8 protein-coding genes are annotated in these 7,168 nt (G+C 63.9%); 5 read left to right on the forward strand and 3 right to left on the reverse strand.

All coding sequences use genetic code 11. The features are described 5' to 3' along the window. Positions 1 to 74 precede the first annotated feature (74 nt). Together AC2FNA_RS23000 and AC2FNA_RS23005 are read left to right on the forward strand one after the other, a co-directional pair. Positions 75 to 410 carry an ArsR/SmtB family transcription factor gene (locus AC2FNA_RS23000; RefSeq protein ID WP_234139412.1) on the forward strand — a complete coding sequence of 112 codons (336 nt, stop codon included), beginning with the start codon at positions 75 to 77 and terminating at the stop codon, positions 408 to 410. Positions 411 to 473: 63 nt separating this feature from the next. Then, positions 474 to 1,532 carry a YeeE/YedE family protein gene (locus AC2FNA_RS23005; RefSeq protein WP_496830611.1) on the forward strand — a complete coding sequence of 353 codons (1,059 nt, stop codon included), beginning with the start codon at positions 474 to 476 and terminating at the stop codon, positions 1,530 to 1,532. An 11-nt stretch (positions 1,533 to 1,543) separates the two neighbouring features. Here AC2FNA_RS23005 and AC2FNA_RS23010 read toward each other — a convergent pair whose 3' ends face one another. Then, positions 1,544 to 2,542 (reverse strand): zinc ABC transporter substrate-binding protein, encoded by a 999-nt coding sequence (locus AC2FNA_RS23010; RefSeq protein ID WP_496830613.1) that lies wholly within the window; start codon positions 2,540 to 2,542, stop codon positions 1,544 to 1,546. A 93-nt stretch (positions 2,543 to 2,635) separates the two neighbouring features. On the opposite strand from AC2FNA_RS23010, the gene AC2FNA_RS23015 reads away from it, so the two are divergent. The 3 genes from AC2FNA_RS23015 to AC2FNA_RS23025 are packed head-to-tail and all read left to right on the forward strand — an operon-like array spanning position 2,636 to position 4,676. Next, positions 2,636 to 3,115 carry a helix-turn-helix domain-containing protein gene (locus tag AC2FNA_RS23015; protein WP_234139410.1) on the forward strand — a complete coding sequence of 160 codons (480 nt, stop codon included), beginning with the start codon at positions 2,636 to 2,638 and terminating at the stop codon, positions 3,113 to 3,115. Further along, positions 3,112 to 3,882 carry an ATP-binding cassette domain-containing protein gene (locus AC2FNA_RS23020; protein WP_496830615.1) on the forward strand — a complete coding sequence of 257 codons (771 nt, stop codon included), beginning with the start codon at positions 3,112 to 3,114 and terminating at the stop codon, positions 3,880 to 3,882. The genes AC2FNA_RS23015 and AC2FNA_RS23020 overlap by 4 nt, the downstream gene beginning before the upstream one ends. Next, the gene (locus AC2FNA_RS23025; RefSeq protein WP_044027949.1) at positions 3,882 to 4,676 is read left to right on the forward strand and encodes a metal ABC transporter permease; all 795 of its coding nucleotides are present in this window, start codon (positions 3,882 to 3,884) and stop codon (positions 4,674 to 4,676) included. Before AC2FNA_RS23020 ends, AC2FNA_RS23025 begins: the two co-directional genes overlap by 1 nt. Before the next feature lie 285 nt (positions 4,677 to 4,961). Here AC2FNA_RS23025 and AC2FNA_RS23030 read toward each other — a convergent pair whose 3' ends face one another. Both AC2FNA_RS23030 and lepA read right to left on the reverse strand, forming a co-directional pair. Then, positions 4,962 to 5,477 (reverse strand): hypothetical protein, encoded by a 516-nt coding sequence (locus tag AC2FNA_RS23030; RefSeq protein ID WP_496830617.1) that lies wholly within the window; start codon positions 5,475 to 5,477, stop codon positions 4,962 to 4,964. Between the two features lie 279 nt (positions 5,478 to 5,756). Further along, positions 5,757 to 7,168: translation elongation factor 4 (gene lepA, locus AC2FNA_RS23035; RefSeq protein WP_496830619.1), on the reverse strand; the 1,412-nt coding region annotated here is incomplete at its 5' end.

Consider the following 7,168-nt stretch of genomic DNA (forward strand, 5'->3'; position numbering starts at 1 on the left):
CGCCCGGCGCGCCAGACAGAGGGTTGACGCTTGAGTTATTGCCCGGGACCGCCCCGGGGACGAGGACAAGAGACATGGCACTTCCGAAGTTTTCGACCGATATGGCCGATGATGAACTCGACAAGATGGTCGACAATGCCACCACCGCGTCGAATTTCCTCAAGGCGATCAGTCACGAAGGGCGGCTGATGATCCTGTGCCACCTGGTGTCGGGCGAGAAATCGGTGACCGAGTTGGAAGAGTTGCTTGCTGCCCGTCAGGCAGCGGTGTCGCAACAACTGTCCCGGCTGCGGCTCGAAGGTCTGGTAATTCCGCGCCGCGAGGGCAAGGCGATCTATTACCGCTTGGCAGATGAGCGGCCAAGGCGGATACTGGAAGTGGTCTACGACCTGTTCTGCAACAACGACTGAGCCGCCCACCCGGTTCCGGTCGCCATCAAGCGGAACCGGCCACCGGAGCGTGGGGAGGAAAACATGCTTGTTTGGCTGAGCGACAGCCAGGCCGTTGCGTTGATTGGCCTTTTGGGCGGTATTGCCTTGGGGCTGGCCGCACGCCTGGGCCGGTTCTGTACCTTGGGCGCGATCGAAGACCTGCTCTATGGCGGCTCCGACCTCCGGATGCGGATGTGGGTGCTGGCCATCGGCGCCGCCATGGCGGGCAGTTTCGGCCTGATGGGGCTGGGCTGGCTCGATCCCGAGCAAAGCTATTACCTGTCGATCCGCTGGATGCCGCTGGCCTCGATCCTGGGCGGGCTGATGTTCGGCTATGGCATGGCACTGGCAGGCAATTGCGGCTACGGCTCGATCGCGCGGCTGGGCGGCGGCGATCTGCGCGCCTTTGTCATCGTGCTGGTGATGGGGGTCTTTACCTATGTCACCCTGGCCGGACCTCTGGCGCCGCTGCGCAACCTGCTGTTTCCCCAGATCGAGGTCGCCGGCGACCTGCCGCCGGGGCTGGCCCATCACGCCCATTTGCTGACCGGTCTGCCGGTACATGTGATCGGCATCGCCGTTGGGCTGATACTTTGCTTGGGAGCGCTGTCTTCGCGCGATTTGCGGCAGGAACCGAAATCCATCTTCTGGTCGCTGGTGGTGGCGGCGGCAATCGTCAGCGGCTGGGCCGGCAGCTACTGGGTCTATCAGAACGGGTTCGACGGGTTGCAAGTGGTGTCGCACAGCTTCTCGGCACCTGTGGGCGAATCCATCCTCTACGCGATGACCGGTTCGGTGCGCCCGCTGTCCTTTGCGGTGGGTTCGGTCGCCGGGGTCTGGGCGGGCGCCTTTATCGGATCGCTGATTAAGGGCCATTTCCGCTGGGAGGCCTGCGAGGACCCGCGCGAACTGCGCCGCCAGATCGTAGGAGCAGCGATCATGGGTACCGGCGCAGTCATTGCCATGGGCTGCACCGTGGGTCAGGGGCTGACAGCCTTCAGCCTGCTGGCAATCAGCGCCCCGGTTACATTTCTGGCAATCTTCGCCGGCGCCGCGCTGGGGCTACGCCAGTTGATCGAAGGGTTCAGCGCCGCCGAATAGCATCTTGGCGTTCAGCGCGCCGCGCAGGCGGCAAAGCTTGCCGCCATATCGCGCAGCACCTGCGGATAAAGCTCCGGTCCCGGCTCCAGCCCAGCGCCCAGCGGGTCGAGCACAAAAATCGCCGCACCTGTCCCTTCGACCGCCGTTTCGATCAGGGCAGTATTGTATTGCGGTTCAGAAAAAGCGCAGGTCACCCCCTCTTCCACCACCTCTTCGCGAAGATGCGCCAGCCGGGCCGGGCTGGGGCTGCTGGCATCGCCCAGCGACACGGTGCCGGCCAGCGTCAGGCCAAAGGGGCGCTCGAAATACTGATAGGCATCGTGAAACGCGATAAAGGGTTTACCTTGCATCGGTTGCAACTCTGCCGCGATCTGGACTGTCAGCTCGGCCAGCCGGGCCTGCGCCTCGGCCGCGTTGGCGCGGTACCGGTCCGCGTGCTCGGGGTCGAGCCCGGCCAGTTCCTCGGCCAGCAGCGACAGCCAGACGCTGGCATTGCCCGGATCGAGCCAGGCATGCGGATCGGTGCCACTGTGATCATGATCGCCGTCATGGTCGTCATGCGCGGCCTGCGCGTGATCGTCATGCCCTTTGTCGCCCTGCGTTTCGTGATCTGCATGTTCCTTGTGATCGTCATGATCGTCATGATCTTCGTGGTCATCATGCGCCAGATCGCGATATCCCAACCGCGCCGTCGCGGGTTGTTCGAGCAGTGCGATATGGCGGGCATCGCCCGACAGCGACGACAGCGGCTTCTCCAGCCACGGGGTCAGCTCCTCGCCCATCCAGACCACCAGATCGGCCTGCTGCACTGCCCGCGCTTCGGACGGGCGCAGGGCATAACCATGCGGCGAGGCACCGGGGCGCACAATCAGGTCCGGTTCGCCAACCCCGGCCATGAGCTGGGCCACCAGCGAATGAACGGGCGCTATATCGACCGCAACCTGCGGCACCTCGGCCAGCAACGGCGTGGCACAGGTCATCATCAACGCGGATAGGGATAGACGGGTCATGGGCACCTCGACATGTTATAGTGTAACAACTTGCGCGACTTGATATCGGGGATGTTATAACATATCAAGCCTGAAATTCGCCGGGAGGCCCGAATGACAGCCAAAGGTTTCGAACGTCACGACCACAGCCAGTGCATCGCCACCGCGCTGCATCAGGCCGAAAGCCATTGCGCCGCGCACAAGCTGCAATTCACCCCGGTGCGGCGTCGGGTGCTGGAAATCCTGCTGGACCGTCACCGGGCCATGGGCGCTTATGAAATCCTCGACATTCTCGCCGCCGACGGGCTGGGCTCGCAACCGCCCGTGGCCTATCGGGCGCTGGATTTCCTGGTGCAGAACGGGTTCGCCCACCGGATCGAGCGGCTGAACGCCTATACCGCCTGCGCCCATCCCGAGGAGGATCACGTGCCCGCCTTTCTGATCTGCCGCAACTGCAAGGCGGTGGCCGAGGCGGGAACCGAGCTGGAACAGGGCCGTCTGGGCAAGGCCGCCGCCGAGGCCGGGTTCACCATCGAACGGATCGTGGTCGAGGCCGAGGGTCTCTGTCCCGGCTGCGCGGGTCAGGCCGCATGAACACTCCGGTCATTGCCGCCGAGGGGCTGAGCATCCGGGTCGACGGCCGCACCGTGCTCGCCGATATCACCGTCGCTGTCGCGGCCGGAGAGATCGTCACCATCGTCGGCCCCAACGGCTCGGGCAAATCCACCTTTCTCAGGGCGCTGATCGGCGCCCTGCCCCCGGCCTCGGGCCGGGTGATCCGCGCGCCGGGTCTGCGCATCGGCTATGTGCCGCAGAAACTGGCGATCGACGCGACGCTGCCGATCACCGTCAGCCGCTTCCTGAGCCTGCCGCGCCGGGTGCCGCAGGATGTCGCCGCCGAGGCGCTGGCCCGCGCCGGTGTGCCCGACCTGGCCAACCGGCAGATGACCGACCTGTCGGGCGGCCAGTTCCAGCGCGTGCTGCTGGCGCGCGCGGTGCTGGAACGCCCGCAACTCCTGCTGCTGGACGAGGCGACGCAGGGGCTGGACCAGCCCGGATCGGCCGCATTTTATCAACAGATCGAAGAGGTCCGCCAGGACCTGGGCTGCGCAGTGGTGATGGTCAGCCACGATCTGCATGTCGTCATGGCCGCCTCGGACCGGGTGCTGTGCATGAACGGCCATATCTGTTGCGAGGGCACGCCCGAGGTGGTGGCCGACGCGCCGGAATACCGGGCACTGTTCGGCACCGGCACGCGGGGGGCGCTGGCGCTCTACCGCCACCAGCACAGCCATCGCCACGACGACGATTGCGGCCATGACCATGGCGCAGAGCATATGCATCAGCACGGAGACCGGTGATGCTGGACGATTTCATGATCCGCGCAGCCCTTGCGGGCGCGGGCGTCGCGCTCGCCTCGGGGCCGCTGGGCTGTTTCGTGGTCTGGCGGCGGATGGCCTATTTCGGCGAGGCGACGGCCCATGCGGCGGTGCTGGGCGTGGCGCTGGCGCTGGCGCTGTCGGCACCGATCCTGCCGGCGGTGGTGCTGGCGGCGGTGCTGATGGCCTCGGCGGTGACGCTGATGCGCGGGCGCGGCTATGCGATGGACACGGCGCTGGGGGTTATGGCGCATACGGCGCTTGCGGCGGGGCTTGTGGCGGTGTCGCTGCTGGCCGATGTGAGGCTGGACCTGATGGCCTTTCTGTTCGGCGATATCCTGGCGGTGTCGCGCGGTGACCTGGCGGTGATCTGGGGCGGTGGCGCGCTGGTGCTGGGACTGACGCTGTGGCGCTGGTCCGACCTGCTGATCGCAACGCTGAACCCCGATCTGGCCCATGCCGCCGGGGTCGATCCGCGCCGGGCCGAGACCTGGCTGACGCTGGCGCTGGCGGTGGTGGTTGCGGTGGCGATCAAGGTGGTGGGCGTGCTGCTGATCGCCGCACTTCTGGTCATTCCCGCCGCCGCCGCCCGGCCCCTGTCAGGCACGCCCGAGGGCATGGCGCTGGGGGCGGCGGGCATCGGCGGGCTGTCGGCGCTGGCCGGTCTATACGGCGCCTACCTGTTCGACACACCAGCAGGCCCCAGCATCGTCTGCGTCGCCGCGCTGAGCTTTATCGTGACCACACTGGCGCGAGGCCTGGTGCGGGGTCGGTGAGGGTCGAACAGACTACGCTCCAAAAGGTAAACCCTGTCGGTCAGAGCAAGTGACCCGCACCGAGGATTAGCGGATCTTGCAGGTGGGCGGTGTGGAGGGCAGCGAGGTCGCCGGGGTGTGACGGAAGGGGTAGTGGATGTCGCTTTGTCCAACGTGCGTACCCTCTGGATAGCCAAGTGAACTCGGGAGCTACTACCGATCATAAACGGGACGGGCTCCTCAGACTTTGACTACCAACACGGATAGGTTTTACAGGACAGCCGGTTCTGCTCGCGATACTGCTTGTTATGGCATTTGTAATGCCAAGTCCCATCTTGCTTTGGCATCGAACCATCCGGCGGGCAGAAAACCGCTGTATTGCTGGTTTTTAGGTTTGGATGGAACAGCCTTTTGGCGCGGCACTGTACGTGAAGACGTCACAATGTGCTTGCATTTGCCTCGGGCCCCCTTGTGCACGGAACCATAGTTGCCGCCGCCCTGCACCGCGATGTTAACGGTGAACTGGCCGTCCGTCGTTCTAAGCGTTCCGCGATATGTCACCCAAAACCCGTCGCTCTTGTAGCGGAAGCTGAAACCCCAGTTAAGCTTGACGTAAGTGGCCGAGCGCCTTTCGAACTGGACGCGAATAGGCTCACCAATGAACTCCTGATCCAAGACAGTTCCCCTTCCCGTCTTGTTGTCGATTTTGAAGATAAGTGTCTTCCCGACGAAATCTCCCCGCATAGTACAGTGGTATTCGTCAGCCGAAGCCGCGATACCTGACAGGAAAAGGAACGAAATAACCGTTACAAGTCGAAACATGGCGTTCTCCCTACAACTGGAGACAGTTTCCATGTATCGCACCGCAAGACTTTGATTCATATCAATCGGTCAAAAGCGGATAGGTCCCAGCTGGGCACGTTACGGATGCCGCCAGCAATAACGGCATTGCACACCCACGGGCATATTTCTGCTGCTAGGTTGAACCGCCTAGGCCATAAGACAGCCTCAGCTGTCGATAGTCACTCAGTCCTCGACCGTGTGGGCACGCAGTTGGCTGCGCCAACCGCTTTCGCCCATCGTCACTCGAAATGGACAGCCTCAGCTGTCCATCTTCAACGCTGAAATGAACGCCTCCTGCGGGATATCCACCTTGCCGAACTGGCGCATCTTCTTCTTGCCCGCCTTCTGCTTGTCGAGCAGCTTGCGTTTCCGGGTCGCATCGCCGCCGTAACATTTTGCGGTCACGTCCTTGCGCAGCGCCGAGAGGGTCTCGCGCGCGATGACCTTGCCGCCGATGGCCGCCTGGATCGGGATCTTGAACATGTGGCGGGGGATCAGGTCCTTGAGCTTTTCACACATGGCACGCCCGCGCGCCTCGGCCCGGTCGCGATGCACCATGGTCGACAGCGCGTCCACCGGCTCGTCATTCACCAGGATCGACATTTTCACCAGGCTGTCCTCGCGATAGCCGGTCAGCTGGTAGTCGAAGCTGGCATAGCCCTTGGTCACCGATTTCAGCCGGTCGTAGAAGTCGAACACGACCTCGTTCAGCGGCAGGTCATAGACCACCATGGCGCGCGAGCCGGCATAGCTCAGGTCCTGCTGGATGCCGCGCCGGTCCTGGCAGAGTTTCAGCACATCGCCCAGGTATTCGTCGGGCACCAGGATGGTGGCCTTGATCCGCGGCTCCTCGATATGGTCGACCTTGCTGAGGTCGGGCATGTCAGCGGGGTTGTGCAGCTCGCGCATCTCGCCGTCTTTCATGAAGACGTGATAGACCACGCTGGGGGCGGTGGTGATCAGCTCGATATCGTATTCGCGTTCCAGCCGGTCACGAATGACCTCGAGATGCAACAAGCCCAGGAAGCCGCAGCGGAAGCCAAAGCCAAGCGCGGCCGAGGTTTCCATTTCGTAAGAGAAGGAGGCGTCGTTCAGCGCCAGTTTCTCGATGGCGTCGCGCAGGTCCTCGAACTCGGCCGAGTCCACCGGGAAGAGGCCGCAGAACACCACCGGCTGGGCGGGCTTGAAGCCCGGCAGCGCGACCTCGGTGCCGTTGCGGTCATTGGTGATGGTGTCGCCGACGCGGGTGTCGCGCACCTGCTTGATGGACGCGGTGAGAAAGCCGATCTCGCCGGGGCCGAGGCTGTCGATCATCTGCATGGCGGGGCGGAACACGCCGATGCGGTCCACATGGTGCAGGGTGCCGTTCGACATGAACTTGACCCGCATGCCCTTTTTCAGCACGCCGTCCATGATGCGCACCAGCACGATGACGCCCAGATAGCTGTCGTACCAGCTGTCGACCAGCATCGCCTTGAGCGGTGCGTCGCGGGTGCCCTTGGGCGCGGGCAGGTGCTTGACGATGGCCTCGAGCGTTTCGTGGATGCCGACGCCGGTCTTGGCGCTGACCCGGATCGCGCCGGATGCGTCGATGCCGATCACATCCTCGATCTGTTCGGCCACCCGGTCGCATTCGCTGGCGGGCAGGTCGATCTTGTTGAGGATCGGCA

Source organism: Ruegeria sp. YKSD163 (assembly GCF_059612905.1).

What these genes read in the sequence shown, in the direction of transcription:
- AC2FNA_RS23000 (WP_234139412.1), top strand. Translation starts at nt 75, where the DNA reads ATGGCACTTCCGAAGTTTTCGACCGATATGGCCGATGATGAACTCGAC.
- AC2FNA_RS23005 (WP_496830611.1), top strand. Translation starts at nt 474, where the DNA reads ATGCTTGTTTGGCTGAGCGACAGCCAGGCCGTTGCGTTGATTGGCCTT.
- AC2FNA_RS23010 (WP_496830613.1), bottom strand. Translation starts at nt 2,542, where the DNA reads ATGACCCGTCTATCCCTATCCGCGTTGATGATGACCTGTGCCACGCCG.
- AC2FNA_RS23015 (WP_234139410.1), top strand. Translation starts at nt 2,636, where the DNA reads ATGACAGCCAAAGGTTTCGAACGTCACGACCACAGCCAGTGCATCGCC.
- AC2FNA_RS23020 (WP_496830615.1), top strand. Translation starts at nt 3,112, where the DNA reads ATGAACACTCCGGTCATTGCCGCCGAGGGGCTGAGCATCCGGGTCGAC.
- AC2FNA_RS23025 (WP_044027949.1), top strand. Translation starts at nt 3,882, where the DNA reads ATGCTGGACGATTTCATGATCCGCGCAGCCCTTGCGGGCGCGGGCGTC.
- AC2FNA_RS23030 (WP_496830617.1), bottom strand. Translation starts at nt 5,477, where the DNA reads ATGTTTCGACTTGTAACGGTTATTTCGTTCCTTTTCCTGTCAGGTATC.